This window comes from Nocardioides sp. HB32 (genome assembly GCF_054058995.1).
The window spans coordinates 668,661-692,085 of sequence record NZ_JBSSBS010000001.1 but is presented as its reverse complement, the minus strand read 5'-3'; the positions used below and the strand labels follow the sequence as shown (position 1 = coordinate 692,085).

The 23,425-nt window shown below is 71.6% G+C and carries 22 protein-coding genes; 13 read left to right on the top strand and 9 right to left on the bottom strand.

Annotated elements, in window-relative coordinates; genetic code table 11:
- Positions 1-78: 78 nt before the first annotated feature.
- The 3 genes from ACVW2K_RS03535 (at position 79) to ACVW2K_RS03525 (ending at position 2,435) form a co-directional block, all read left to right on the top strand.
- Positions 79-765: a PadR family transcriptional regulator gene (locus tag ACVW2K_RS03535; protein ID WP_457201556.1), complete on the top strand. Its 687-nt coding sequence runs from the start codon at positions 79-81 to the stop codon at positions 763-765.
- Positions 765-1,169, top strand: a complete 405-nt coding sequence (locus ACVW2K_RS03530; RefSeq protein WP_457201555.1) for a DUF1707 SHOCT-like domain-containing protein — start codon at positions 765-767, stop codon at positions 1,167-1,169. Before ACVW2K_RS03535 ends, ACVW2K_RS03530 begins: the two co-directional genes overlap by 1 nt.
- Positions 1,170-1,319: 150 nt before the next feature.
- Positions 1,320-2,435, top strand: coding sequence for a hypothetical protein (locus ACVW2K_RS03525; protein ID WP_457201554.1), 1,116 nt, complete (start codon positions 1,320-1,322; stop codon positions 2,433-2,435).
- Between the two features lie 228 nt (positions 2,436-2,663).
- On the opposite strand, the gene ACVW2K_RS03520 is transcribed toward ACVW2K_RS03525, so the two are convergent.
- Positions 2,664-3,470, bottom strand: coding sequence for a hypothetical protein (locus tag ACVW2K_RS03520; RefSeq protein WP_457201553.1), 807 nt, complete (start codon positions 3,468-3,470; stop codon positions 2,664-2,666).
- Positions 3,471-3,555: 85 nt separating this feature from the next.
- Between ACVW2K_RS03520 and ACVW2K_RS03515 the strand changes: the two genes are divergently transcribed.
- From ACVW2K_RS03515 to ACVW2K_RS03500, 4 genes are read left to right on the top strand one after another with little or no spacing between them, the layout of a single operon-like run.
- Positions 3,556-3,807 (top strand): DUF3311 domain-containing protein, encoded by a 252-nt coding sequence (locus ACVW2K_RS03515; protein ID WP_231496223.1) that lies wholly within the window; start codon positions 3,556-3,558, stop codon positions 3,805-3,807.
- The gene (mctP, locus tag ACVW2K_RS03510; protein ID WP_457201552.1) at positions 3,804-5,450 is read left to right on the top strand and encodes a monocarboxylate uptake permease MctP; all 1,647 of its coding nucleotides are present in this window, start codon (positions 3,804-3,806) and stop codon (positions 5,448-5,450) included. Before ACVW2K_RS03515 ends, mctP begins: the two co-directional genes overlap by 4 nt.
- Positions 5,451-5,478: 28 nt before the next feature.
- Positions 5,479-6,171, top strand: a complete 693-nt coding sequence (locus tag ACVW2K_RS03505) for a hypothetical protein (RefSeq protein ID WP_457201551.1) — start codon at positions 5,479-5,481, stop codon at positions 6,169-6,171.
- Positions 6,161-6,661 carry a hemerythrin domain-containing protein gene (locus ACVW2K_RS03500; protein ID WP_457201550.1) on the top strand — a complete coding sequence of 167 codons (501 nt, stop codon included), beginning with the start codon at positions 6,161-6,163 and terminating at the stop codon, positions 6,659-6,661. The genes ACVW2K_RS03505 and ACVW2K_RS03500 overlap by 11 nt, the downstream gene beginning before the upstream one ends.
- 28 nt (positions 6,662-6,689) lie before the next feature.
- On the opposite strand, the gene ACVW2K_RS03495 is transcribed toward ACVW2K_RS03500, so the two are convergent.
- Entirely contained in the window at positions 6,690-8,045 is a 1,356-nt protein-coding gene (locus ACVW2K_RS03495; RefSeq protein ID WP_028637808.1) for a cytochrome P450, read from the bottom strand.
- A gap of 46 nt (positions 8,046-8,091) precedes the next feature.
- Between ACVW2K_RS03495 and ACVW2K_RS03490 the strand changes: the two genes are divergently transcribed.
- Complete coding sequence (locus ACVW2K_RS03490; protein WP_457201549.1) at positions 8,092-9,303, top strand: acyl-CoA dehydrogenase family protein; 1,212 nt, start codon at positions 8,092-8,094, stop codon at positions 9,301-9,303.
- 116 nt (positions 9,304-9,419) lie between these two features.
- Here the strand turns inward: ACVW2K_RS03490 and ACVW2K_RS03485 are convergent, their stop codons facing one another.
- The 5 genes from ACVW2K_RS03485 to ACVW2K_RS03465 form a co-directional block, all read right to left on the bottom strand.
- Positions 9,420-9,779, bottom strand: coding sequence for a DUF6582 domain-containing protein (locus tag ACVW2K_RS03485; protein WP_197025347.1), 360 nt, complete (start codon positions 9,777-9,779; stop codon positions 9,420-9,422).
- Positions 9,780-9,859: 80 nt separating this feature from the next.
- Complete coding sequence (locus ACVW2K_RS03480) at positions 9,860-10,684, bottom strand: hypothetical protein (protein WP_051549290.1); 825 nt, start codon at positions 10,682-10,684, stop codon at positions 9,860-9,862.
- A complete protein-coding gene (locus ACVW2K_RS03475) occupies positions 10,681-11,580 on the bottom strand; it encodes a GNAT family N-acetyltransferase (protein ID WP_457204041.1) in 900 nt (299 codons plus the stop codon). The genes ACVW2K_RS03480 and ACVW2K_RS03475 overlap by 4 nt, the downstream gene beginning before the upstream one ends.
- Positions 11,581-11,661: 81 nt before the next feature.
- Positions 11,662-12,252: a YceI family protein gene (locus ACVW2K_RS03470; protein ID WP_457201548.1), complete on the bottom strand. Its 591-nt coding sequence runs from the start codon at positions 12,250-12,252 to the stop codon at positions 11,662-11,664.
- A 149-nt stretch (positions 12,253-12,401) separates the two neighbouring features.
- A complete protein-coding gene (locus ACVW2K_RS03465) occupies positions 12,402-12,527 on the bottom strand; it encodes a hypothetical protein (RefSeq protein ID WP_457201547.1) in 126 nt (41 codons plus the stop codon).
- Positions 12,528-12,782: 255 nt separating this feature from the next.
- On the opposite strand from ACVW2K_RS03465, the gene ACVW2K_RS03460 reads away from it, so the two are divergent.
- The 4 genes from ACVW2K_RS03460 to ACVW2K_RS03445 are packed head-to-tail and all read left to right on the top strand — an operon-like array spanning position 12,783 to position 18,583.
- A complete protein-coding gene (locus ACVW2K_RS03460; protein WP_036570620.1) occupies positions 12,783-13,052 on the top strand; it encodes a hypothetical protein in 270 nt (89 codons plus the stop codon).
- 14 nt (positions 13,053-13,066) lie between these two features.
- Positions 13,067-14,887, top strand: a complete 1,821-nt coding sequence (glmS, locus tag ACVW2K_RS03455; protein ID WP_028637802.1) for a glutamine--fructose-6-phosphate transaminase (isomerizing) — start codon at positions 13,067-13,069, stop codon at positions 14,885-14,887.
- Positions 14,888-14,945: 58 nt separating this feature from the next.
- Positions 14,946-16,661 (top strand): DEAD/DEAH box helicase, encoded by a 1,716-nt coding sequence (locus ACVW2K_RS03450; RefSeq protein WP_028637801.1) that lies wholly within the window; start codon positions 14,946-14,948, stop codon positions 16,659-16,661.
- Between the two features lie 47 nt (positions 16,662-16,708).
- Positions 16,709-18,583 (top strand): penicillin-binding transpeptidase domain-containing protein, encoded by a 1,875-nt coding sequence (locus ACVW2K_RS03445; RefSeq protein WP_457201546.1) that lies wholly within the window; start codon positions 16,709-16,711, stop codon positions 18,581-18,583.
- Here ACVW2K_RS03445 and ACVW2K_RS03440 read toward each other — a convergent pair.
- Positions 18,580-20,691: an elongation factor G-like protein EF-G2 gene (locus ACVW2K_RS03440; RefSeq protein WP_457201545.1), complete on the bottom strand. Its 2,112-nt coding sequence runs from the start codon at positions 20,689-20,691 to the stop codon at positions 18,580-18,582. The two genes, ACVW2K_RS03445 and ACVW2K_RS03440, sit on opposite strands and share 4 nt — an antisense overlap.
- 305 nt (positions 20,692-20,996) lie before the next feature.
- Here ACVW2K_RS03440 and ACVW2K_RS03435 point away from each other — a divergent pair, with 305 nt between their 5' ends.
- Positions 20,997-22,454: an NAD-dependent succinate-semialdehyde dehydrogenase gene (locus ACVW2K_RS03435; RefSeq protein ID WP_028637798.1), complete on the top strand. Its 1,458-nt coding sequence runs from the start codon at positions 20,997-20,999 to the stop codon at positions 22,452-22,454.
- On the opposite strand, the gene ACVW2K_RS03430 is transcribed toward ACVW2K_RS03435, so the two are convergent.
- Positions 22,430-23,422, bottom strand: a complete 993-nt coding sequence (locus ACVW2K_RS03430) for a hypothetical protein (RefSeq protein WP_457201544.1) — start codon at positions 23,420-23,422, stop codon at positions 22,430-22,432. The two genes, ACVW2K_RS03435 and ACVW2K_RS03430, sit on opposite strands and share 25 nt — an antisense overlap.
- Between the last annotated feature and the right edge of the window lie 3 nt (positions 23,423-23,425).

Sequence of the window (23,425 nt, the reverse complement as noted above, 5' to 3'; positions counted from 1 at the left end):
ACGGTCGCGATATATCGCGACCCGTCGGCGACAGTCACGCGGTGCGGTACCACCGACATAGCAGAGAGGAGTCCTGTCATGGGACACCGAGGATTCAACCGACAGTGGGGAAGCCACCCCGACCAGCAGTGGCAGCAGCACGGGCGACGCGGCGGCTGGGGCGGCCCGCCCTGGGCCGGCCCCGGCGGCTTCGGCGGTCCGGGACACCCGGGCCCGCCGCCGTGGGTGGCCGGCCTGTTCGGCCTGGCCCAGGGCGAGCGGCAGCGCGGACCGCGGGTCCGGCGCGGCGACGTCCGCTCCGCGATCCTGGACGTCGTCCGCACCGCGCAGTCGAACGGCGAGGACATCAACGGCTACCAGGTCATCCAGCAGATCGCCGAGCGCAGCAACGGAGCGTGGCGGCCGAGCCCCGGCTCGGTCTACCCGACAGTCCAGCAGCTCGAGGACGAGGGCCTGGTCGTCACGACCGACGCGAACGGCCGGCGCAGCCTGCGGCTGACCGACGCCGGCACCGAGTACGCCGAGGCGCACGCCGACGAGCTCGCCGCGGTGTGGGCGCCGTTCGAGGAGCCTGACCGCGAGGAGGACAGCGGCTTCGCCGACCTCCGGCCCGAGATCGGGCAGGTGATGGGTGCGGTCTGGCAGATCGTCACCACTGGCAGCGAGCAGCAGCGCCGCGCGGCGGTCGACATCCTGGTCGACACCCGGCGCAAGCTGTACGGCGTGCTCGCCGACGGCGACCCCGAGCAGCCCGAGGACGCGTGATGGACGACCAGCTCCGGATCAGCGACGCCGAGCGCGAGCAGGCCGCGGCCGAGCTCGCCGAGCACTACGCGCAGGGTCGGATCACCGTCGAGGAGCACGCGGAGCGGCTGGACCGGATCTGGTCCAGCCGCACCCGCGGCGAGCTCGCGCCGATCTTCGACGACCTCCCGGGCCGGTACGGGCCGGTCGCCCCGCAGCCGGACCGCGACGCCCGCCGACCGGCGTACTGGGCACCGGGACCGCCCGTTCGGGGTCGCCCCCCGGGTCCGCTGCTGGCCGTGCTCGTGGTGCTCCTCGTGCTGACGGTCCTCACCCACGTGCCGTTGATCCTCGCCGGCCTGCTGGTGCTGTTCTTCGTCGGCGCTCGTCGCCGGCGGCGGCACTGGTCCAGGTGGGCCCGCTAGACCATTGGCGTAGACCAGGGCGGTAGACCACCTTCGTCCCGCGCGGCAGCGGTCCTAACCTGACCGGTACCGGGCCGGGGGGGCCGGAGGAACGATCTCGGGAAGACGTGCTCACGCCCTATTTCCTGTCAATGCAAGGAGATCGTCGTCATGGCGATTCAAACCCGGTTCCGCGTTGCCGCGGCCGTCGGCGCGCTCATCGCCCCGATGGCCCTGGTCGCGACCGCCTCCGCTCCGGCGGACGCAGGCACCTCGAAGCACAAGCACGAGGTGTACATGTACAAGGTCGAGAAGAACATCCGTCTCTCCGGGGTGGGCAGCGACTCCAGCGCCGACTCCGGCTCACAGATCCTGCAGTGCGACTCCGGTGACTCGGTGCTCGACGGCATGTGGTCGGTCAAGCACGTCGACCAGTACCAGCCGCCGCAGCCTGATCCCGACGAGGACCCCGACTTCCCGAGCGCGCCGACCCTCCACGGCGTCTACGACGACGAGCGCGACGTCTGGGTGCAGGCCTCCTACCCGGTCCACTTCGAGGGCCCGTCGGACTTCCGGTCCTGGCAGTTCAACCTGGAGAACAAGGCGTGGGGAGACGCCCAGGTCAAGCTCTTCCTGACCTGCATCCGCGGCTACACCGAGTACACGAACTCGCACCGCCACCAGGTCGTCGTGCGGGATCTCTTCGGCGGTGCCTACCAGATGGACGACCAGGGTGGTTGGTACGGCTCCGAGCCGCAGATCCAGCCGTGGGGCTCGTGCCGCTCCGACGAGTACTTCGTGGCTCCGGGCTTCGACGTCCACTCGACGAACTGGCGGCTCCGGGGCACCTACCCGCGCCAGAGCGGGCGGTCGTGGGGCTGGTCCTTCATCTCCGACGGAACGCCGTTCCCGGCGTCGGTCAACATCGATGTCTACGGCCGCTGCATCTCGCGCCGGGTGGTCGACGGGCCGACGCCCAAGCACTCCCTGGGCATGGTCGGCCTGCCGAGCTGGGACTACGCGAGCTGGTACCAGTCCGACATCGTCCTGGGCGACCCGGTGGAGAAGCAGTACACCTGCGACCAGCAGAACGGGGCCCTGCACGCCTACAAGGCGATGGTGGCGTGGTTCTGGCTCGACACGCACTGGGACCAGAACTGGTACCTGGGCATGGAGCCTCGACCGAAGACCCGTGCGTTCACCTTCTGGAACCACGCCGGGAGCAACGCGAAGGTCCGCTACGGCACCTTGTGCGTCAACAGCCGTACGTCGTTCCCGCTTCCGTGACCGACTGACGAGCCACGACGCGACAGCCGCGTGAGCCGAACACCTGAGCCCGTCCCGGGCTTGCTTTCCGGGGCGGGCTCAGGCATTCCCGGAGAAGGCTCCCCGCCGGGTGGGAACGCACCAGACAGGAGTGCGCGTCCTGCCCGGCGGGGTCACCACGGTCCCGACCGGGTGGAGGTGTCCGCGCCCTGAGCGTGCCGCGGACGCGCACCGCGACTCCTCGCGGAGCTACCACGCCGACGAGGGCGCCCCGCTGCCCGACAGCAGCTCGTCCATCCACAGGAAGCACGCCGCGGCCAGGTCCGCCAGCGGGGCCGCGCCGGGCAGCAGCGCGTAGACCCGGTCCGCCATCTCGGGGGGCAGGTCGGTGCGCAGGTAGCGCATCCCGAAGTCGTGCCGCCACGGGCAGTGCCGGATCCGCAGCAGCCGGACGACGACCCCGAGCCCGAAGCGCAGGTACAGCTCGGTCGCCTCCGGCAGGTGGCCGCGTGCCACCGCGCGGTTCACCAGCCACTCCGCCGTCGCCCGGCGCTGGCGGGCCTGGTCGACCGCCTCGGCGATGGCGCGGTCGGTCTCCGCCCGGTCGTCGTGACGCAGCACCAGCAGGCCGTCCGGGTCGTGCAGGACGATGGGCGTCCCGTGCCGGCGGACGTCGAGGAAGCGGTGCCGGTCGGAGAGGTCGGAGACGTGCAGGTCCACGATCCTCGTCGGCTCGGTGAGGGAGCCGGGACGGTGCTGCATGCTCACGACGCACTGCCGCCCGTCCGGCCAGGTCGACGGCGGCAGCTCCCACACGTGGTCGACGGCGAGGCGCTCCCGGGCACGGCGGATCAGCCGGTCGTGGACGGCGGACGCCTCGCCGGGGGTGCACAGCAGGTCGACGTCGAGGTCGGACCACTGGTCCCAGCCGCCGGTCGCCGCGCTGCCGCCGACCCAGGCCACGCGGACGTCGCGGTCGGTCTCGCCCAGCTCTCGCAGGAGGGCCAGCCAGCCGTCGTACCTGGTCAGGTCCGCGGAGGATTCCCAGGGGTCCATGGGCGTCATTCTCGGGCAAATGGGGTACGGGCGCGTTGTCCCCGTTGTCGGGAGGTGCCTGATGTCCTCACGCGGACGATGGGCCGTGATCGGCCTGCTCCTCGCCCCGGCGATCGTGCTGCCGCTGTGCGTGTCGCTCTACAACCGGGAGGACCCGACGCTGTTCGGCTTCCCGTTCTTCTTCTGGTTCCAGTTCGCCCTGATCGTCGCCTCGGTCGGGCTGACCGTGCCGGCGTACCTGCTGTCGCAGGGCGCGGAGCGCGCCGACCGCGAGCGCCACGGGCTGCCCGCGGAGCCGCCCGAGCCCCGTGAGCCCGGCAAGGGGGCGCGGCCGTGATCGACCACGTGAACGGCGTCGTGCTCGGCGTCTTCGTCTTCCTCTTCCTGCTCGTCACGGTGCTCGGCTTCGCGGCCGCCCGGTGGCGCCGCGCGGAGAGCCTCGACAGCCTGGACGAGTGGGGCCTCGGCGGCCGAGGCTTCGGCACCTTCATCGCCTGGTTCCTGATCGGCGGCGACATCTACACCGCCTACACGTTCATCGCGGTGCCCGCCACGCTGTACGCCGGGGCCGCGACGGGTTTCTTCGCGGTTCCGTACACGATCGTGGTCTACCCGCTGATCTTCCTGTTCCTGCCGCGGCTCTGGTCGGTGTCGCACCGGCACGGCTACGTCACGCCGGCGGACTTCGTGCAGGGTCGCTACGACAGCCGGTCGCTCGCGCTGGTCATCGCGCTGACCGGCATCCTCGCGACGATGCCGTACATCGCGCTCCAACTCGTCGGCATGCAGGTCGTGCTCCAGGTCATCGGCATCGGGACCGGCAGCGACAGCTGGTTCGTCAAGGACCTGCCGCTGTTCCTCGCGTTCGCGGTGCTGGCGGCGTACACGTACTCCAGCGGGCTTCGCGCGCCGGCGCTGATCGCGTTCGTCAAGGACACGCTGATCTACGTCGTGATCATCGTCGCGGTGATCTACATCCCGTCGCGGGTCGGCGGGTGGGACCACATCTTCTCGACGGTGAGCGACTCGTTCGCGTCGTTCAACAAGGACAACGCGGACGCGATCGCCGCCGGGGACGCTGCCCCGAAGGCCACCATGCCGGCCGCCGGCATCAGCCAGTGGGCCTACTCCTCGCTGGCGCTGGGCTCCGCGCTGGCGCTGTTCATGTACCCGCACTCGGTGACCGGCGTGCTCTCGACGCGCAGCCGGTCGGTGATCCGCCGCAACGCGGCGCTCCTCCCGGCGTACTCCTTCCTGCTGGGCCTGCTCGCCCTGCTGGGGTTCGTCGCGATCGCGGCCGGGGTGAAGGTGGAGAACCCGCAGCAGTCGGTGCCGCAGCTCTTCGAGGACCAGTTCAGCCCCTGGTTCGCCGGCGTCGCGTTCGCGGCGATCGTGATCGGCGCGCTCGTGCCCGCGGCGATCATGTCGATCGCCGCTGCGAACCTGTGGACCCGCAACGTCTACAAGGCGTTCATCAACCGCACTGCCACCCACCAGCAGGAGGCGACCCAGAGCAAGGTCGTGTCGTTGCTGGTGAAGTTCGGTGCGCTGGTGTTCGTGCTCGCGCTGTCGAAGGACTTCGCGATCAACCTCCAGCTCCTCGGCGGGGTCTGGATCCTGCAGACGCTGCCCACCATCGTGGTCGGGCTCTACACGCGCTGGCTGCACCGGTGGGCGCTCTTCGCGGGCTGGGCGGTCGGCATGGCCTACGGGACCTGGCTCGCCTACGGCGTCGCCTCGCCGACCCAGGACCACTTCGGAGGTCCGCTGGTGAACTTCCCCGGGACCACCACGAAGGTCTACATCGCCCTCCTCGCGTTCGGCCTGAACCTGCTCGTGGCGGTCGTCCTCACGCCGCTGCTGCTTGCCGCCGGCGTCGCGGCGGGACGGGACCAGACGACGCCGCAGGACTACCACGCCGACATCGGCGACGCCGGCGTCGACGAGGAGCTCGGCTCGGGCACTCCGGTGCACGCCTGAGATCCGGCCACCGGGGTACAGGCGGACCATGCCCAGCCTGGCCCGCACCGCCTCCTCCGCCGGGGGTGGTCTGCTGGCCGCCGCCACCGGCGTGCTGGCGGTCCTCCGGCCCGCGCGCAAGCCGCTCCACCCGGACGGCGAGATCCTGGCCGCACGGGTCTTCCGCAGCGGCTCGGCCGAACCCACCGGCGTCGGCTGGCTCGACGAGCCGGGCGAGGACGACGCCGACGTCCGCCTCTCCCGGGCCGTCGGGCTCCCCGGCGCGCTCCCCGACATCCACGGCCTCGCCCTGCGCGTGCACGCCCCCGACGGGGTGGGCGACGTCCTGTTCGCCACCACCGGCGTCGGGAGGCTCACCCGGTTCCTGCTGACCCCCAGCCGCCGGCCGCAGACCCGGCCGATGACGACGCTGCTGCCCTACCGGACGGACACCGGTGCGGTCGTCCTCGCCGCCGAGGCGATCGGGGCGGAGGTCTACGAGCTGTCGTGGGCCCGCCCCGACGGCCCGTGGCACGCCTTCGCCGTGCTCCGCCTGTCGACCGGCCGGCGTGAGCAGCACCTGTCCTTCGACCCGGTCGTCCACCAGATCACCGGGCTCGAGCAGTACCCGTCCGTACGCCGGCTGCGCGGACCCGCCTACCGCCGCGCGCGCCACTCGCGTGGCGACGACGTCTCTCCCACCACCGCCACGACCACTCAGGAGAACACCCATGTCCAGTGACGCCATCGTGATGCTCAAGAACGACCACAAGGAGATCCTCCGCGCGTTCCGCGAGTTCGAGAACGCCGGTGACGACGCGATCGAGACCAAGGGCAAGCTGGTCGACCGGATCATCGAGCTGCTGACCGTGCACACCTACATCGAGAACGAGGTCATGTACCCGCGGGTGCGTGAGCTCGTCCCGGACCTCGAGGACGACGTCCTGGAGTCCTACGAGGAGCACCACGTCGCCGACGTGCTGGTGATGGAGCTGGCCGCGATGAAGCCGGACGACGAGCGGTTCACGGCCAAGACGACGGTGCTGATCGAGAGCGTGCGGCACCACATCGAGGAGGAGGAGGACGAGTGGTTCCCGCAGGTGCGCGAGGCGCTCGGACGCAAGACCCTCCAGGAGATCGGTGCTGAGATGGCCGAGGCACGCGAGAAGGCGCCGCGCCGGCCGTCCCAGCCCAGCGCGCTGAAGAAGACCGTCGACGCGGTCATCTCCTAGCGGCCGGCGGGGTGCGTCGACCACCCGGTCAACGACGCCTGAGGTCGACCGGCTGCCCGTCCTTCGGGAACGGCAGCGAGTGGTTGTTCATCGGCGCCACGTACGCCGGGTCGACGGTCCACTCGAAGTCGAGCAGCAGGTGGAACATCAGCGCGGTGACCTCGGCTCCCGCGAAGTACATGCCGAGGCACTTGTGGACGCCACCGCCGAACGGTGCCCACGCGTAGCGGTGCGCCTTGTCCTCGCGCCGGCCGGGGCCGAACCGCTCCGGGTCGAACGTCTCGGGGTCCGTCCAGTACTCCGCCATCAGGTGGCTGAACTGGAGGCCTACGGTCGCGTAGGTCCCGGCAGGGATGCGGGTGCCGAGGACGACGGTGTCCTTGACGGTCCTGCGGAGCACGACGGGCACCGGAGCGCGCAGCCGCAGTGACTCCCTCATCACCAGGTCGACGGACGCCAGGCCGTCGAGGTCGGCCAGGCCCGGCGTCGTACCGACCCGGGCGGCGAGCTCCTCGGCCTCCGCGCGGCAGCGCTGCTGCCAGTCGGGGTGCTGCCCGAGAAGCTGCATCATCGTGGACAGCGTGATGGTGGAGGTGTCGTGCGCCGCCATCATCAGGAAGATCATGTGGTTGACGACGTCCTCGTCGCTGAAGCGCTCGCCGTCCTCGGACTCGATGTGGCAGAGCACGGAGAAGAGGTCGTCGGTCGCGGTCGCCCGCCGCTCGGACAGGTAGGTGGTGAGGAAGTCCTCGAGGTGCCGGCGGCCCCGCAGGCCACGGCGCCAGCGGGTGAACGGCACGTCGTGCCGGATGATCGAGGCGGCCGCCTGGACGCAAGAGATGAACGACCGGTTGACCCGTTCCATCTCCTCGGGCGAGCTGTGCTCGGCGCCGCCCATGAAGGTGTTGGTGGCGATGTCGAGGGTCAGGTCCTTGAGGGCCCAGTACGCCTGGAATCCCGGCGTCGGCGTCCACGAGGCGAGCCCCGCGGTGATGGCGGGGTGCATGGCCGCGGTGTAGTTGGCGAGCCGGTCGCGGGTGAACGCCTGCTGCATGATCCGGCGGTGCAGGTGGTGCTCCTCGAAGTCCAGGAACATCAGGCCGCGCCCGAAGAACGGGCCGACCAGGTAGGTCCACGCCGGCCCGTTGGCGAAGGCCTTGTCCGGGTTGCGCAGCGCGACCTCGCACGCGTCCGGCCCGAGCAGCATCACCCACCGGTCCCTGCCGACCAGGCTCATCGGCGAGACCGCGCCGTACGCCTCCCACTGCTTGCGGAACAGCGCCATCGGGTCGCGGGCGTACTCGAGGCTGCGGCCGATGAGCGGCAGACCCCGGGGCGCGTGCGGCAGCTCGCGGACCTGCGGCTGCGGAGTGGTGGTGGCCACAGCCGTCACAGTAGAACGTGTTCCGGTCCGTCGGTAGCCTCGGCGCATGACCCCCTCCTTCGACCTGGACCAGGACCACCTCGACCTCCGCGACTGGCTGCACGGCTTCGCGGCGGACGTCATCCGTCCGGCCGCGGCCGAGTGGGACGAGAAGGAGGAGTTCCCCTGGCCCGTCGTCGAGGAGGCCGCGAAGGCGGGCATCTACTCCGTCGACTTCATCGTCGCGCAGGCCCTGGACGAGACCGGCCTCGGCTTCCCGATCACCATGGAGGAGCTGTTCTGGGGCGACGCCGGCATCGGGCTCTCGATCGTCGGGACGTCACTCGCCGCCGCCGGCGTTCGCGCGAACGGCACCGACGAGCAGGTGGCCGAGTGGGTCCCCGCCATGTACGGCACGCCGGGCGACCTCAGGCTCGGCGCGTTCTGCTCCTCCGAGCCGGACGCCGGCTCCGACGTGGGCGCGATGCGCACCCGCGCGACGTACGACGAGGCGACCGACGAGTGGGTGCTCAACGGCACCAAGACCTGGGCCACGAACGGCGGCATCGCCGACGTGCACGTGGTGACCGCGGTCGTCGACCCGGAGCTGCGCACGCGCGGTCAGGCGTCGTTCGTCGTACCGCCGGGGACCCAGGGGCTCAGCCAGGGGCAGAAGTTCCACAAGCACGGCATCCGCGCCTCGCACACGGCCGAGGTGGTGCTCGACCACGTCCGGGTGCCCGGCCGGTGCCTGCTCGGCGGCAAGGAGAAGCTCGACGCCCGCCTGGCCCGCGCCCGCGAGGGTGGCGGCGCCCGGGGCAACGCGTCGATGGCGACCTTCGAGCGCACCCGTCCGGCCGTCGGCGCGCAGGCGATCGGCATCGCGCGCGCGGCGTACGAGGTGGCCCTGGACTACGCGAAGACCCGCGAGCAGTTCGGCAAGGCGATCATCGAGAACCAGGGCATCGCCTTCAAGCTCGCGGACATGGCGACCTCGATCGAGGCGTCCCGGCTGCTCGTGTGGCGCGCGGCCTGGATGGCGCGGCAGGGCAGCAAGTTCGAGAACGCCGAGGGCTCGATGTCCAAGCTGTTCGCGGGCGAGACCGCGGTCAAGGTGACCGGCGAGGCCATGCAGATCCTCGGCGGCAACGGCTTCACGCGCGAGTACCCGGTCGAGCGGATGGCCCGCGACGCCAGGATCTACACGATCTTCGAGGGCACCTCGGAGATCCAGCGGCTGGTCATCGCCCGGTCGGTCTCGGGCGAGCCGATCCGCTAGGTGCGCCCGCCACTGGTGGTACTCGTGCGTCCCGTGCGAGGCCTCGCCGAGGCAGACCGATGCGTTTCGCGCGCGTCGGATCGGGCCGGTCAGGGTGACCAGCTCGCGGCCGACGGTCACTTCTTCTTGGCCCGGCCGCCCTTGAACAACTCGCGCCAATCGTCAGCGTCCACGTCGATGTCGTACTTCTTCGCGGCGGACAGAATCCTCTTCCAGGCACGATCGCGGTCGGCGTCGCTGACACCCTCCACCTGATCGAAGCGTGCGATCGCGTTGCGCACGTGCTTGGCGTCGCTCAACGGTTCCTTGCGCTGCTCGGGGAATGCGAAATCCTTGTCCGACAGACGGTTCTCCTCTGCCGTGCTCATGCCCTCGGCCCGGCGGGGCACGTCCTCGCCGTGCGCGCGGTCGCTCTGTGCCGCCCGGGCCTTCTTCAGGTTGCGTTTCGCCGCTTCCTTCTGCTTGGTCGTGGCCATGTGAGCCTCACCTCCATGGCCGAGCCAGTACCCCGTCGCCGCTGTTCTACCTCCGCGGTGGGTGGCGGCTTGCCGCGGGTTCATCGGCCCAGCCAGCGCACGAGCGGGTCCGCGCGCTCCAGGTCCCACAGGACCTGGTCGGGGGACCAGCGGACGTCGCCGTCGGCGCCGTCGGCGAGCAGGGCGTCGATCGCGAGGCGGAACATGAGCGCGCGCAGCACGAGCTGCCGACCCGCGGCCGGCTCGTGCTCGAGGAACAGCTCGGCGAGCGAGACGTCGGCGCCGTACCAGAGCACCGCATCGACCACGACCTGCGCGGCGCCCAGGCCCCCGGGTCGCCAGGACGGCGACAGGTCGATGACGGCGGGCGGCGCCTCGTCGGCCCAGAGCAGGTTGCCGGCCACGTCGCCGTGCACGACCTGGGCGGGCAGGTCGAGCGGGGTCCGCCACCGGCGCAGGTGCGTGAGCCCGGCGCCCACCGCACCACCGGCATCGATCTCGGCCTCGCCCCACGCGCACCGGTCGGCGCGGGCGAAGACGTCGGTGCGGTCGTCGAGGTGCGGCGGGCGGGCCGCGCCACGCAGCGCGCGGTGGAGTCGGACGGCGACCTCGAGGGCGACGGGCCAGTCCGCGTCCCAGGTCCGGTGCTCGCCGGCGACCCGCGTCCACGCCGTCCAGCCGTCGACCGTCCAGCCGTCGCCCGGCCGGAGCGGCCGCGCCACCCGGAAGCCGTCCTCGACGAGGCCGGCGGTGGTCTCGGCGGTCCACCGGTCGGCCACGGCTCCCCGGCTCGGCTGCAGCACCGCGTCGGCCACCGCCCACGTGCGGCCCTGACCGCCGGGCAGCGGCACCGGTCGCCCGGTCAGCCCGAACGCCGCGAGGACCCGCTCGCCGGGACCGGTCACAGGTCGATGGCGCGGTTCAGCCAGGTGGACGTGACCCGCATGCCGACCTTCTCGTAGAGGGAGAGCGCCCCGGTCCGCGAGTCCGTGGCGAGCCCCGAGTGCGTCGCGCCGTGCGCCCGGGCCGCCGCGAACGCGTCGACGAGCAGCGCCTGACCGAGCCCGCCGCCGCGCTGGTCTGCGCGGGTCGCCACCTTGCTGACGTACCCCTCGTCGCCGCCGAACAGCAGCACGTTGCAGACGCCGACGACCTCCCCGGAAGGATCGGTGACCACGCGCAGGTGCCACGGCTCGAATCCCTGCCGGCCGACGACCGAGGCGAGGAAGTCGTCGTACGGTTGCCGGTCCCGGGCGGCCCACTCGAGGAACGCGTCCTCGAGCACCGTCCAGCACGCGCGGTGGTCGGCGGGCGTGGCCTCGCGCAGGGCGTAGCCGGAGGGCAGCGGCCGGGCCGGGATCTCCGCGCCCTCGGGGAGGTAGAGCTCCCACGTCTCCCACCGGACGTGGTAGCCGAGCGCGGCGAGCAGCCGGTCGCCGTCCGAGCCCTGCGGCACCGGCATCCCGACCACCGTCGCGCCGGAGGCCCTGGCCCGCTGCTGCATCCAGTGCGCGAGTGCCGTCCCGATGCCGCGGCCTCGGTACGCCGGGTGCACGGCCGCGTCGCCCTTGTCGGCGCCCATGTGCTCGGCGTACGCCACGAGCCGGTCACCGTCGAGGACGCCGACGGTGCCCGCGCCGACGTCGTACGACGGCCGCTGCCAGTCGGCCAGGATGTCGGCCTCCTCGATGGCGACCTTGCCGATGTCCCGCTGCTCCTGGGCCGCCATCACCTCGAAGACCGCGCGAGCGTCGGACATCGCGAGCGGGCGGCTGGTGAGGCCCGCGGGGAGCTCGATCATGTCGTGCACCGGCACATCGAACCAGCAAATGCCGAACGGGGCCGCCGGATATCCGGCGGCCCCGTCCAGGGAGTCAGGCGATCAGGCGTTGCGGATCGCCGAGATGTCGAACTCGAGCTTGACCTTCTCGGAGACCAGCACGCCGCCGGTCTCGAGCGCGGCGTTCCAGGAGACGCCCCAGTCCTTGCGGTTGATCGTGGTGCCACCCTCGAAGCCGATGCGGAGGTTGCCGTACGGGTCGCGAGCCGAGCCGGTGGGCTCGAAGGTCACCGTGACCGGCTTGGTCACGCCGTTGAGGGTCAGGTCGCCGGTGATGACCCAGTCCTCGCCGTCGCGCTCGACCGCGGTGGAGGAGAAGGCGATCTCCTTGTTCTCGTCGGCGTTGAAGAAGTCGGCCGACTTCAGGTGCGCGTCGCGGTCGGCGACACCGGTGTCGATGCTGCCGGTCTGGATGGTCAGCTCGACGCGGGAGCTGGCGGGGTTCTGGGAGTCCACGTGCGCGGTGCCGGCGAACTCGGAGAAGTGGCCGCGGACGGTGGTGACCATCGCGTGGCGGGTGCTGAAGCCGATCCGGCTGTGCGCCGGGTCGATCGTGTAGTCGCCGGAGATGTCCTCGACGGCGGCGGTGGGGGCGTCGAACTGCTCGGCGGCCTGGCGGTTGAAGAACGACATCAGATGGCTCCTGGTTCGGGATCGGGGTTGTTGAAGCTTTGATGACTTGAACCGGACTGCGGTCCGATTCATTCCCGGTATCCCGAACCGACCCGAGAATGTGCATCGGCCCGCCAGTGCGTGACTGGCGGGCCGACGATGAAGCTGGGTCAGGCGGCGTGGGTGGCCTGCGTGGGTGCACCGCTCTGCTGGGCCGGTGTCCACCGAGCCTCCAGACGGGTCTGCCCGGTCGCGTCCGTGACCGTCACCCAGGTCATGGCCAGGTTGTTGGTCATCGTGTCGCTCCTCGGACGTCTGTTGTTCACGTTCTGTTCACCAAAGGTACCGCGCCTCCACCGTGACCGCCAAGGAACCCACGAGATCCCGCGCGGTCCTCCACTGGAGGGACCCGGAGCGGGTCCGGTCGCCGGTCGCGCCCCACCTGAGCGGGGCGCGGAACGGCTGTGGCGCTTTGGAACAACGGCCCATTTCCTGCCCGAAATCGGGCAGGAAGTTGCATATTCGCGCGCCGCACCCGGAAGATCGTCGTCGTGCCCGCGCCTCCCGACCCCGAGATCGTCGACCGGATCGTCGCCAGCACCGGTCTCGAGCCGACCGAGGCGGCGCGGGTGGTGGAGGACGTCATCGCGTTCCACGCGGAGCCGGTCGAGGACTACGTACGGCGCCGGCACGCGCACCTGAAGACCTACGGCGCGAGGAACCACGAGATCTTCGCCCGGATCACCGAGGAGCTGGCCGGCCGCGTGGTCGCCGCTCCCGACCTCACCGAGCGCCAGCTGCGGCGCATCGTCTACGGCTGAAGAGGAGCCATCACATGTGCGGAATCGTCGGCTACGTCGGCACCCAGCAGGCCAGCCCGATCCTGGTCGAGGGCCTGACCCGGCTCGAGCACCGCGGCTACGACTCGGCCGGCCTCGCCGTGCTCGGGAGCACGGGCGTCAAGGTCGCGAAGCGGGCCGGCCGGGTGCGGGACCTGGCCGACGGGCTCCCCAAGCGGTTCGCCGGCAAGGTCGGCATCGGCCACACCCGCTGGGCGACGCACGGTCCGGCGAACGACGTGAACGCCCACCCCCACACGGATGCCAAGGGGCTGGTCGCGATCGTGCACAACGGGATCATCGACAACGCGGCCGCGCTGCGGCAGCGGCTGGCCGACGAGGGCGCCGACCTGGTCAGCGACACCGACAGCGAGGTGCTGGCGCACCTCGTCGGCCGCTCGGGAGCGGACACGCTCGAGGGCAAGGTCAGCGACGCGCTCTCCGCGGTCGAGGGGACCTACGGCCTGGCCGTCCTGCACGCGGACTTCCCGGACCGGCTGGTCGTCGCCCGCAACGGCAGCCCGCTGCTCGTCGGCGTCGGCGACCGGGAGATGTACGTCGCGTCCGACCTGGCCGCGATCGTCCGGCACACGACCACGGTCGCCCACTTGGACGACGGCGAGATCGCGACGCTGACAGCGACCGGCTTCACGACGTACCGCCTCGACCTCTCGCGGACCGCGCGGGACGCGACCACGCTGGACATCGACCCGGCGGCGTACGAGGCAGGCGACCACGAGTCGTTCATGCACAAGGAGATGCTCGAGCAGCCGGCTGCGGCGGTCCGGGTGCTGCGCGGTCGGCTGGACGAGCGGTTCGGCACCGCCCACCTCGGCGGCCTGGACATGGACGCCCGCGAGACCCGGGCGATCAGGCGCGTCAAGATCCTGGGCTGCGGGTCGGCGTACTACGTCGGGCAGATGGGCGCCTCGCTCGTGGAGGAGCTCGCGCGCATCCCGGCGGACGCCGAGGCGGCCAGCGAGTTCCGCTACCGCAACCCGATCATCGAGCCCGACACGCTGTACGTGGCGGTCTCGCAGTCGGGCGAGACCATCGACACGTTGCTGGCGGTGCAGGAGATCCGGCGCAAGGGCGGCCGCGTGATCGGCCTCGTGAACGTCGTCGGCAGCGCGATCGCCCGCGAGTGCGACGGCGGCATCTACCTGCACGCGGGCCCGGAGGTCGCGGTCGCGTCCACGAAGGCGCTGACGAACATGTTCCTGGGCTTCGCCCTGCTGGCCCTGCAGCTGGGGCGGGTGCGTGACCTCTCGATCGCGGACGGCCGGCGGCTGATCGCCGGGCTGCAGAGGCTGCCCGAGCAGATCGAGGAGGTGCTGGCCCAGGAGGAGGCGCTCGCCGCGCTGGCCGGCCGGCTGGCCGAGGCGGAGAGCCTCTTCTTCGTCGGCCGCGTGCGCGGGTTCCCGGTCGCGCGCGAGGGGGCGCAGAAGTTCAAGGAGATCTCGTACCGGCACGCCGAGGCGTACCAGACCTCGGAGCTCAAGCACGGGCCGCTCGCCCTCATCTCGCCGGACGTGCCGACGGTCGCGATCGTGCCCGAGGACGAGCTCACCGACAGGAACGTCGGGGCGCTGCACGAGATCGCCGCCCGGCGCGGGCCGCTCGTCGTGGTCACGCACGAGGGCGTCGACCTCGGGGACGTCGAGGCCGAGCGGGTCGTCGTACCACGCAACGAGCGCGAGCTGGACCCGATCCTGATGACGATCCCGCTGCAGCTGCTGGCCTACCACGCGGCCCTCCGGCTGGGCCACGACATCGACAAGCCGCGCAACCTGGCCAAGTCGGTGACGGTGGAGTGAGCCAGCCCACCGCGTTGACGAAGGTGGCGCCCCCGCGTGCAACCACTACCGTTGTCGGGTGAGCAACGAGGACCTTGACGACCCCACCACGCCCGAGGTGACGTTCGCCGACCTCGGCCTCGACCCGAAGGTGCTGAAGGCGCTGGCAGACGTCGGCTACGAGACGCCGTCGGCGATCCAGGCCGCCACGATCCCGCCGCTGCTGGCGGGCCGCGACGTCGTCGGCCTCGCGCAGACGGGCACCGGCAAGACGGCGGCGTTCGCACTGCCGATCCTGAGCCGCCTCGACCTCTCCCAGAAGACCCCGCAGGCACTCGTCCTGGCACCCACCCGGGAGCTGGCGCTCCAGGTGTGCGAGGCGTTCGAGCGCTACGCCGCGCACATCAAGGGCGTGCACGTGCTGCCCGTGTACGGCGGCCAGGCGTACGGCGTACAGCTCAGCGCGCTGCGCCGCGGGGTCCACGTCGTGGTCGGGACCCCCGGCCGGATCATGGACCACCTCGACAAGGGCACCCTCGACCTCACCGAGCTGCGGTTCCTCGTGCTCGACGAGGCCGACGAGATGCTCAACATGGGCTTCGCCGAGGACGTCGAGACGATCCTCGCCGACACCCCCGACGACAAGAACGTCGCGCTCTTCTCCGCGACCATGCCCGCGCAGATCCGCCGGATCTCGAAGCAGTACCTCAACAACCCCGAAGAGATCACGGTCAAGAACAAGACCGCGACCGCGCCGAACATCACCCAGCGCTACCTGATGGTCTCCTACCCCCAGAAGGTCGACGCCCTCACCCGGATCCTCGAGGTCGAGAACTTCGAGGGGATGATCGTCTTCGTCCGCACCAAGAACGAGACCGAGACGCTCGCCGAGAAGCTGCGCGCCCGTGGCCTCTCCGCCGCTGCGATCAACGGCGACGTGGCGCAGGCCCAGCGCGAGCGGACGGTCAACCAGCTCAAGTCGGGCAAGCTGGACATCCTGGTCGCCACCGACGTCGCCGCGCGCGGCCTCGACGTCGAGCGGATCAGCCACGTCGTCAACTACGACATCCCCACGGACACCGAGTCCTACGTGCACCGCATCGGCCGCACCGGCCGGGCCGGGCGCAGCGGCGACGCGATCTCGTTCGTGACGCCGCGCGAGCGCTACCTGCTCAAGCACATCGAGAAGGCGACCCGCTCGCCGCTCACCCAGATGCAGCTCCCGACCGCCGAGGACGTGAACGCGACCCGGCTCTCGCGCTTCGACGACGCGATCACCGAGGCGCTCGAGCAGTCCTCGCGGATCGAGCGGTTCCGCGACATCATCAGCCACTACGTGCGCGAGCACGACGTGCCGGAGGTCGACGTCGCCGCGGCGCTCGCGGTCGTCGCCCAGGGCGAGACCCCGCTGCTCATCGACCCCGCCGCGGAGAAGCCCATCCGGGCACCCCGCGAGGAGCGCGACCGCCCGGAGCGGTCCGCGAGCCGCGAGCGTCGTGGCTCGAGCGACGTGCCGATGGCGACGTACCGGATCAACGTGGGCAAGCGTCACAAGGTCGAGCCGCGCCAGATCGTCGGCGCGATCGCCAACGAGGGCGGCCTGCGCCGCAACGACTTCGGACACATCCAGATCCGCCCCGACTTCTCGCTCGTCGAGCTGCCCGCCGAGCTCCCCAGCACCGTCTGGGACGCCCTGCGCCAGACCCGGATCTCCGGCAAGCTCATCGAGCTCCAGCTCGACTCCGGCGGCGGCTCGCCCGCCCGCGACCGGAAGCCCCGCCACAAGAACCGTTGAGTCGGGGGTTCTGACGGGGGCGGGGCGTGCGCTGGTAGAACCGAGGCGTGCGCTCCCTCGTCTCCACTGTCGTGCTGGTCGTCGCCCTGACCGCGTGCAACCCCTCGGACACCGTCACGGGTCCCGACCCGCAGGAGGCCGCGGACACGCTCGCGGACGCCCTGGAGTCCGGGGACTTCGCTGACGTGGCCTTCACCGACTCGACGCCCGACGAGGTCACGGCGGAGTACGGCGAGGTCGTCGAGGGGATGGGTGAGCTGCAGCCGGTGGTCACCGCGGGCGACGTCGAGGAGGGCGACGGCACCGCGACCGCGCCGATCTCCTGGACGTGGCCGGTCGGCGGGGACGAGTGGACCTACACGACCGAGGCCACGATGACGGAGACCGACGACCAGTGGCAGGTCGCTTGGTCCCGGGAGATGGTCGAGTCCAGCCTCGGCAGGAAGTCCGTCCTCGACCTGACTCCGATCGCCGCCGCCCGCGGCCCGATCGTCGGGGCCGGAGGCCTCGAGCTCGTGACGAACCGCCCGGTGCTGCGCTTCGGCATCGACAAGACCCTGGTGTCCGAGGCGCGCGCCGGCGACTCCGCGCGACGGCTCGCGCAGCTGGTCCGCATCGACCCGGCGGCGTACGTCAAGCAGGTCGAGGCTGCCGGCGACCGGGCGTTCGTCGAGGCCATCGTGTTCCGCAAGGAGGACGTGCCGGAGCAGGCGGCGCTGCTCTACGACGACATCGAGGGCGTCCGCGCGATCCCGGACGACATCCCACTGGCGCCGACCCGCGAGTTCGCCGCGCCGATCCTCGGCACCGTCGGCGAGGTCACCGCGGAGATGGTCAAGAAGGACCCGGACACGTACCAGACCGGGGACGTCGCCGGGCTCTCCGGGCTGCAGGCGCGGTACGACGACCAGCTGCAGGGCACCGACGGCGTGGTCGTCAACCGCGAGGGCGGGGGCGGCGGAGAGCGCGAGCTCTACCGGGTCGAGGCGCAGCCGGGCGCGCCCCTGAGGATCACCCTGGACGAGCGGCTGCAGACGATCGCGGAGAACCAGCTGGCGGGCGTCGGCCCTGGGAGCGCGCTGGTCGCGATCCGGCCGTCGACCGGCAACATCCTGGCGGCCGCCAACGGTCCGGGGAACGACGGCTACAACCTCGCGACGTACGGCCGGCTCGCGCCGGGCTCGACGTTCAAGAGCGTCAGCAGCCTCGCGCTGCTGCGGTCCGGGCTGACACCGTCGTCGATCGTGCCCTGCACCTCGTCCATCGTGGTCGACGGCAAGCGGTTCGAGAACTACGACGACTACCCGAGCGGCGCCCTCGGCCGGATCCCGTTGCGTACGGCGATCGCCAACTCGTGCAACACCGCGGTGATCTCCCAGGCCGGGCGGCTGCACGACGGCGACCTCGCCGGCGCGGCGGCCTCGCTCGGGCTCGGGATCGACCACGACCTCGGCTTTCCGGCGTACTTCGGCAGCGTCCGGCCGCCCGCCTCGGAGACCGAGGCGGCCGCCGACATGATCGGCCAGGGCACCGTGCTCGCCTCGCCGATGGCGATGGCGACGGCGGTCGCCTCGATCGAGGCCGGCCACACCGTGGTGCCGCGGCTGCTGGACTCCGTCGACGTGTCGGTCCCCGAGCAGGCGGACCCGCTGACCCAGCAGGAGGCCGCCCAGCTCCGCGACCTGCTGCGCGCGGTCGTGACCTCGGGCAGCGGCACCGGGCTGTTGGACGTCCCCGGCCCACCGGTGATCGCGAAGACCGGCACCGCCGAGTTCGACAAGGGCGGCAAGGTCCTCACCCACGCGTGGATGATCGCGGCCCAGGGTGACCTGGCCGTCGCGGTCTTCGTGGACGTCGGCTCGTCCGGCTCGGGCACCGCCGGGCCGATCCTGGAAGGGTTCCTGCGGGCGGCCCGGAGCTAGCCGCGAGCCGGGATGCCCTTGGCGACCTCCTCGGGCATCGCCTCGAAGTGCGCGAACTCCCGGGTGAAGACACCGGCGCCGTGCGTGGCCGACCGCAGGTCGACGGCGTACCGGACCAGCTCGGTCTGCGGCACGTCGGCCAGCACCTGGGTGCGGTCGTCGCCGACCTTGTCGGTGCCGAGCAGCCGCGCCCGCCGGGCGGAGAGGTCGCTCATCACCGACCCCACCATCTCGTCGGGTACGACGACGCGCACGGTGTCGAAGGGCTCCAGCATCCGCACGGTCGCCGCCGCCGCCGCCTCGCGCAGGGCGAGGGCGCCGGCGGTCTGGAACGCCATGTCCGAGGAGTCGACGCTGTGCGCCTTGCCGTCGACGAGCGTCACCCGCAGGTCGACCATCGGGTGGCCGAGGCGGCAGCCGCGCTCCATCTGGGCACGCACCCCCTTCTCGACGCTCGGGATGAACTGGCGCGGCACGGAGCCCCCGACGACCTTGTCGACGAACTCGAACCCCGCGCCCTCCGGCAGCGGCTCGACCTCGATGTGGCAGACGGCGTACTGCCCGTGGCCGCCGGACTGCTTCACGTGCCGGCCCTGGCCCATGGCGCTGCCGGCGAACGTCTCACGCATCGACACGACGAAGGGCTCCTGGTCGACGTGCACGCCGTACCGCTCGGTCAGCCGCTCGAGCGTGACGTCGGCATGCGACTCGCCCATCGTCCAGAGGACCAGCTGGTGGGTCTCGGCGTTGTTCTCGATGCGCAGCGACGGGTCCTCCGCCGCGAGCCGGGACAGCGCCTGGGAGAGCTTGTCGTCGTCGGACTTGGTCTGCGCGACGATCGCGACCGGCAGCAGCGGCTCGGGCATCGACCACGGCTTGAGCACTCGCGGGTCGTCGACCCCGGAGAGCGTGTCGCCGGTCTCGGCCCGCGTCAGCCGGCCGATCGCGCAGAGGTCGCCGGCGACCACCTGGTCGGCGGGCGTCTGCTGCTTGCCGAACGGGTAGGACAGCGTTCCGACCTTCTCGTCCTCGTCGTGGTCCTCGTGGCCCGCCACCTCGCCGAAGAACGACGAGAAGTGCCCGGACACGTGCACCGCCTGGTCCGCCCGCAGCGTCCCGGAGAACACGCGGACGAGGCTGAGCCGCCCGACGTACGGATCACTGGTCGTCTTCACGACCTCGGCCACGAGGGCGCCCCCCTTGTCGCAGGTGATCGGGTCGGCGGCGGCGCCGCTCGGCTTGAACACCTCCGGTGACGGGTGCTCGGCCGGCGACGGGAAGCCCCGGACGGCGAGGTCGAGCAGCTCGGTGCAACCCACGCCGGTCACCGAGCACACGGGCATCACCGGGTGGAACGAACCACGCGCGACGGCGCGCTCGAGGTCGTCGACCAGCACCTCCTCGGCGATCTCCTCGCCGCCGACGTACCGGTCCATGAGGGTCTCGTCCTCGGACTCCTCGATGACGGCCTCGATCAGCTCGCCGCGCAGGCCGCTCTCCTCGGCCTCGGGGGTCGGGCGGAGCAGACCGGTCAGACCGGTGACCTCCGATCCGGAGCGGACCGGGACGTAGAGCGGCACCACCTTGCTGCCGGCCGGACCGCCGAACGACTCCTGGGCCTGGCGCAGGACGCCCTCGTAGTCGGCGCGCGCCTGGTCGAGCTTGGTGATCACCACGGCCCGCGGCATGCCGACCGCGGCGCACTCGCGCCAGAGGGCGCGGGTGCTGTCGTCGACGCCCTCGTTCGCGGCGACCACGAACAGCGCGCAGTCGGCGGCGCGCAGCCCGGCGCGCAGCTCACCGACGAAGTCGGCGTACCCGGGGGTGTCGATCAGGTTGACCTTGGTGTCCCGGTGGACGAGTGCGGCGACCGCGAGCGAGATGCTCCGGCCGTGGACGTGCTCGGACTCCTCGAAGTCCGTCACGGTCGTGCCGTCGCGGACCGAGCCGGCGCGGGGGATCGCGCCCGAGGCGGCGAGCAGGGTCTCGGCCAACGTGGTCTTCCCGGACCCTGCCGGGCCCACCAGCACCACGTTGCGGATCCGGTCCGGGCTGCTCGCCACCAGATCGTGGCCGGCTGCTCTCCGGGTGCTGCCCTTGTCGCCCATGGTCGTACCTCCTGCTCCGAGCGAACCCCTCATCGCGGCGACGCGCAAGGGTCTGATTTCGCTCGGCGGGAGCGCGAAGGCCCCGGACGTGCCGGGGCCCTCGCCCCTTCACGGGCACCTCGTCAGCTCCGGGTGCGAGGGGTGCACCGGGGCAGGCCCATCAAGGGTGAACCCCTCGCTGCATGGGGTCAGCAAGGGGTTCTTGCCGACGACAAGGTGCTCCCTCCGAAGTCGACAATCCAAGGGTCGCACGTCGGCAAGGGCCTGTCAGCGGTTTGCCACCACGGCGGGTGCAAGATGGCTCCATGAACGGACTCGATCTCCTCGGCCCCCAACAGCGGGGCCTCTACATCGGCGGCGCGTGGCGCGAGGCGGAGGGCGGTCGGCGCCTCGACGTCATCGACCCCGCCGACGGCTCGGTGCTGACCGACGTCGCCGACGCCTCGATCGGCGACGCCGTCGAGGCCCTCGACGCCGCCGTCGAGGCGCAGGCGTCGTGGGCGCGGACCGCCCCCCGCGAGCGCGGCGAGATCCTGCGTACGGCGTTCGGCCTGATCACCGAGCGCGCCGACGAGTTCGCGCACCTGATGAGCCTCGAGATGGGCAAGACCGTCGCCGAGGCCCGGGGCGAGGTGGGGTACGGCGCGGAGTTCTTCCGCTGGTACTCCGAGGAGGCGGTCCGCATCCACGGCCGCTGGATGCAGGCGCCCGCCGGCGGCAGCCGGCTGCTGACCATCAAGAAGCCGGTCGGCCCGTGCCTGTTCATCACGCCCTGGAACTTCCCGCTCGCGATGGGCACCCGCAAGATCGGCCCGGCGATCGCGGCGGGCTGCACGATGGTGGTCAAGCCCGCCAGCCAGACGCCGCTGACGATGCTCGCGCTCGCGGCCCTGCTCGAGGAGGCGGGCCTGCCCGCCGGCGTCCTCAACGTGGTGACCACCAGCCACACCGGCGAGTTCAGCCAGGCGCTCCAGGGCGACGACCGGCTGCGCAAGGTCAGCTTCACCGGCTCCACCGGCGTCGGCAAGGTGCTGGTCCGGCAGTCGGCCGACCAGCTGCAGCGGCTCAGCATGGAGCTCGGCGGCAACGCGCCGTTCCTCGTGTTCGAGGACGCCGACGTCGACGCGGCCGTGGACGGCGCGATGATCGCGAAGATGAGGAACATGGGCGAGGCCTGCACCGCGGCGAACCGGTTCCTCGTGCACAGCTCGGTGGCAGGGGAGTTCGCCGACAAGCTCGGCAAGCGGATGGGCTCGCTGACCGTCGGGCGCGGCCAGACCGACGGCGTGGACGTCGGCCCGCTCATCGACGAGAAGGCGGTGGAGAGCGTCGGCCGGCTCGTCACCGACGCGATCCACGACGGCGCCCGGGTGGTGGTCGGAGGCGAGGCCCCCGGCGGCCCGGGCTACTTCTTCCCGCCGACGGTGCTGCTCGACGTGCCGGCGGACTCGGAGATCAACGTCCAGGAGATCTTCGGGCCGGTCGCGCCGATCACGACGTTCGAGTCCGAGGAGGACGCCGTCCGCCTCGCCAACGACACCGAGTACGGCCTTGCGTCGTACGTCTACACCCGGGACCTGGCCCGGACCATCCGGATGGCTGAGTCGCTGGAGTTCGGCATGGTCGGGATCAACAGCGGCCTGATCTCCAACCCGGCGGCGCCGTTCGGCGGCGTGAAGTCGAGCGGCTTCGGTCGCGAGGGCGGCTTCGAGGGGATCGAGGAGTACCTCGAGACGACCTACGTCGCGCTGCCGGCGGGCTGATCGCCCAGCTGCTGAGCGAGGTGGGTCAACCACAGGTCCCACCCGCGCACCAGCTGGTCGCGGCCGCGCACCGGCCGCTGGTCGGAGACCCAGTACCCGAACACGTCGTCCCCCTCCGGGGTGACGTTGCGGAGTCGCATCGTCACGGGCAGCGACTCGACCCGCACCGCGGCCATCGCCGCGCTCGCGAGGCGCGCGACGTCCGCGCCGTACCTCTGGAGCGTGAGGCGCTCCGGCGGCACGGACCCGCCAGGGAACCCGACGTCGAGGTCGAGCAGCACGTGCCCGTCCCGGCGCTCGAGCCGCCAGCGGGAGGCTGGGGCCGGCAGCACCTCGGACGTGACCGAGCGCTGGGCCCCCTGGAAGAGCAGGACGTCGGTCGGTGACACCCGGCCCGCCGCGACGAAGGAGCTGTCCCCGTCGCGGAACGTCCAGACCGTGCCGGCGAAGCCGTAGTGGATCCGGCTCGCCTCGCCGACGTCGTGCGCGATGCCGGCGCCCGAGTCGACGTCGATCTCCTCCGCGCCCGGCTCGAAGCGGTAGCCGACGTCGCCGAGCAGCGCCGAGGTGGTCGCGAACCAGTTCCCGAGCACCGAGGACTCCTCCTCGCTGCCGCTGAACGAGTCGTCCACCGTCAGCCGGTCGCGGTCGTAGCCGGCGGGCACCAGGTCGAGGCGGTACGACGGGTAGTCCTCGTCAGCCGCGACGGCGCTGATCTCCTTGATCAGTCGCGCGAGCGTCCGCTCGGTACCGGCGTCGTCGTAGGTGACCTCGATCGCGGCCCCGGTCTGCGCCGACGGCGTACTGACCTGCGCGTCGGTGACCTCGTCGATCCGGTTGAGCCGGGTCTGCACGCTGTGCGCCTGGTCGAGAGCGCCGGAGCACGAGGTGAGGACGGCGACGGGCAGCGCGAGCGCCACCAGGACGGAGGCACGCGCCACCGCCCTTCGCCCCCCGAAGGTCCTCATGCC

Excerpts from the sequence above, each read along its gene's own strand:
- ACVW2K_RS03490 (WP_457201549.1), top strand. The coding sequence starts at position 8,092 with ATGACCCCCTCCTTCGACCTGGACCAGGACCACCTCGACCTCCGCGAC.
- ACVW2K_RS03430 (WP_457201544.1), bottom strand. The coding sequence starts at position 23,422 with ATGAGGACCTTCGGGGGGCGAAGGGCGGTGGCGCGTGCCTCCGTCCTG.
- ACVW2K_RS03465 (WP_457201547.1), bottom strand. The coding sequence starts at position 12,527 with ATGACCAACAACCTGGCCATGACCTGGGTGACGGTCACGGACGCGACC.
- ACVW2K_RS03500 (WP_457201550.1), top strand. The coding sequence starts at position 6,161 with ATGTCCAGTGACGCCATCGTGATGCTCAAGAACGACCACAAGGAGATC.
- glmS (WP_028637802.1), top strand. The coding sequence starts at position 13,067 with ATGTGCGGAATCGTCGGCTACGTCGGCACCCAGCAGGCCAGCCCGATC.
- ACVW2K_RS03440 (WP_457201545.1), bottom strand. The coding sequence starts at position 20,691 with ATGGGCGACAAGGGCAGCACCCGGAGAGCAGCCGGCCACGATCTGGTG.
- ACVW2K_RS03485 (WP_197025347.1), bottom strand. The coding sequence starts at position 9,779 with ATGGCCACGACCAAGCAGAAGGAAGCGGCGAAACGCAACCTGAAGAAG.
- ACVW2K_RS03435 (WP_028637798.1), top strand. The coding sequence starts at position 20,997 with ATGAACGGACTCGATCTCCTCGGCCCCCAACAGCGGGGCCTCTACATC.
- ACVW2K_RS03520 (WP_457201553.1), bottom strand. The coding sequence starts at position 3,470 with ATGGACCCCTGGGAATCCTCCGCGGACCTGACCAGGTACGACGGCTGG.
- ACVW2K_RS03535 (WP_457201556.1), top strand. The coding sequence starts at position 79 with ATGGGACACCGAGGATTCAACCGACAGTGGGGAAGCCACCCCGACCAG.
- ACVW2K_RS03470 (WP_457201548.1), bottom strand. The coding sequence starts at position 12,252 with ATGTCGTTCTTCAACCGCCAGGCCGCCGAGCAGTTCGACGCCCCCACC.
- ACVW2K_RS03530 (WP_457201555.1), top strand. The coding sequence starts at position 765 with ATGGACGACCAGCTCCGGATCAGCGACGCCGAGCGCGAGCAGGCCGCG.
- ACVW2K_RS03525 (WP_457201554.1), top strand. The coding sequence starts at position 1,320 with ATGGCGATTCAAACCCGGTTCCGCGTTGCCGCGGCCGTCGGCGCGCTC.
- ACVW2K_RS03475 (WP_457204041.1), bottom strand. The coding sequence starts at position 11,580 with ATGATCGAGCTCCCCGCGGGCCTCACCAGCCGCCCGCTCGCGATGTCC.
- ACVW2K_RS03505 (WP_457201551.1), top strand. The coding sequence starts at position 5,479 with ATGCCCAGCCTGGCCCGCACCGCCTCCTCCGCCGGGGGTGGTCTGCTG.